The sequence below is a fragment of the Streptomyces sp. MK37H genome, from assembly GCF_018035285.1.
Lineage (GTDB): Bacteria > Actinomycetota > Actinomycetes > Streptomycetales > Streptomycetaceae > Streptomyces > Streptomyces endocoffeicus.
Window position 1 is genome coordinate 1 of sequence record NZ_JAAAYH010000752.1, and the last position, 2,244, is coordinate 2,244.

General features: G+C 78.0%; 1 protein-coding gene. It reads left to right on the top strand.

What is annotated here, in order from left to right; all coding sequences use genetic code 11:
* Positions 1-2,244, top strand: a 2,244-nt coding sequence (locus tag GWI24_RS43535; protein WP_210951538.1) for an ATP-binding protein, incomplete at both ends; no start/stop codon positions are given.

Here is a 2,244-nt window from a genome sequence, read left to right on the forward strand (position 1 = left end):
CACCGCGCGCATCGTCGCCGGTGACCATCTGCTCACGGTCAATCCCGTCGACGGCAGCGAGATAGAACCCTGCCCGCCCGGTGAGCGCCCCGCCCGGCCCGAGCGCCACGGCCCCGACGAGCGGGCCGAACTGCGCCGCGCCGCCGCCGCGCCCCGCCCGTCCGGCACCGTCCTGCCCGAGCTGCCGGTGCTGGAGCGCGACGAGGAGCGGGAGCGGCTCGCCCGGCTGCTCGCCCGAGGCCGCTCGGTGCGGGTCACCGGGCCCTCCGGCGCCGGGCGCAGCACCCTGCTGGAGGCCGTCGCCTCCGACTGCGAGCGGCTCGCGCCCGACGGTGTCGTACGCCTCTCCGGCTACCACCGCACCCCCACCGACCTCCTCCACGACCTCTACGCCGCCGTCCTCAGCGCCCCGCTCCACCGGCCGGACCGCGCGGAGCTGCTGGCGGCGGTCCAGGAGATCGGCGCGGTCGTCGTCCTGGACGACATCGAGTTCGGCGGCGCCGCGCTGGACGAGTTCCTCGACGCGACCCCCGAATGCGCGTTCCTGATCTCCGCCACCCCCGATGTCCCGGCACCGTCCCCCGACTCCCACCTGGAGGAGGTCTTCCTCTCCGGGCTCAGCCGTACGGCCGGACTCGAGCTGCTGGAGCGGGCCGCACGACGGCCCCTGGACGAGGACGAGGCGAGCTGGGCCGCGGACCTGTGGTTCGAGTCCGAGGGGCTGCCGCTGCGCTTCGTCCAGGCGGGCGCGCTGCTGCGGCAGCGGGACGCCCAGCGCGACGACGCCTCCGCACCGGAGGCCGAGGTCCCGCTGCCCTCGATCGCCGAGGCGGCGTCCCCCGCCGCGCTGCTCGCCGCCCGGCTGGGCGAGGCGGCCCGCGACGCCCTGCGGTTCGCGGTCGCGCTCGGCGGCGAATGCCCGCACCAGGCGCACCTGCCCGCGCTGTCCGGGGACCCCCACGCGGACACCGCCCTCGGCGAGCTGCTCGGCTGCGGCCTCGTCACCCCGGCTGGATCGCACTACCGGCTGGCGGCGCGCGTCACCGCCCAGCTCGCGGAGGCGGGCTACGCCGACGAGGACGCCGGGCGCGCGCACACCGTCGCCCAGCACTACGCCTGGTGGGCCGGCCACCCCTCGGTGGCCCCCGAGCGCGTCGCAGCCGAGGCCGACGCGATCCTCGCGGCGATGACAGCGCTCATCGGCAGCCGCGAGGCGGGCCACGCCGACGCCGCCGTGCTCCTGGCCCGCGCTGCCGCGCCCGCTCTCGCCGCGGCGCTGCACTGGGGCGCCTGGGAGCGCGCGGTGCGGCACGGTCAGGAGGCCGCGCGGCTGGCGGGGCAGGTCGCGGACGAGGCGTACTTCCACCACGAGCTGGGCGTTCTCGCGCTGTGTACGGGCCATCTGGACCGGGCCCGCGCCGAGCTGGAGGCGTCCATCGGGCTGCGGGGCGTCCTGGCGGACAAGCGGGGCACGGTCGCGGGCCGGCGCGCGCTGGCGCTGGTCGCCGACCGCTCGCCCGGCTCGGCGATGGCCGGGGCGTTCGGGACGAGCGGTGGGAACCGTAAGGACGACGCGGCGCCCCCGGCGACGGGCGGAGCGCCGGACGACACCGAGACCACGATCGTCACCCCGAAGGTGGCGACGACGACGCCGATGGCCGCCATGGGCGGCACGGCGGCGACGACGGCGGTGACGGCGGTGACCGCGGCGGTTCCGTCCGCCTCCCGGACCTCGGTGGCGGCCCCCGCCACCGCCACGGCCCTTACCGCCGCCTCCGCCCCCGCCCGGCCCTCGGGCGGCAAGCCGGGCGGTCTGCGGCGGCTGGCGACGCACGGTGCCCGGCGCAATGTGGTCGCGGCGGCCTCGGGTGTGCTGCTGGTGGCCGTGCTCGGCACCGTGGTGACCCTGGGCACCTCGGGCGACGACTCCGACAGCCCGGCCGACAAGGTCAAGCCGGACCGTTCGGCCAGTCAGCGGGACGACGACAAGGGCCTGACCGCCGACGAGCCCACGAGCGGCACCAGCCAGGCCCCCCAGCCGGGCCTCAGCGGGGTGCCGAAGGCGTCCACGTCCCCGACCGCGCCGAGCGGCAGCGGCTCGCCCGGCGGCTCCACGGCGACCAGCGGCCCGTCGTCCACGAGCGGCTCGCCCTCGGACACCGAGCGGCCGCCCTCGCCGCCGTCCTCGCACCCCACGACCTCCGACCCGCGGCCGACGACGAAGCCGCCGACGGGCAGGCCGAC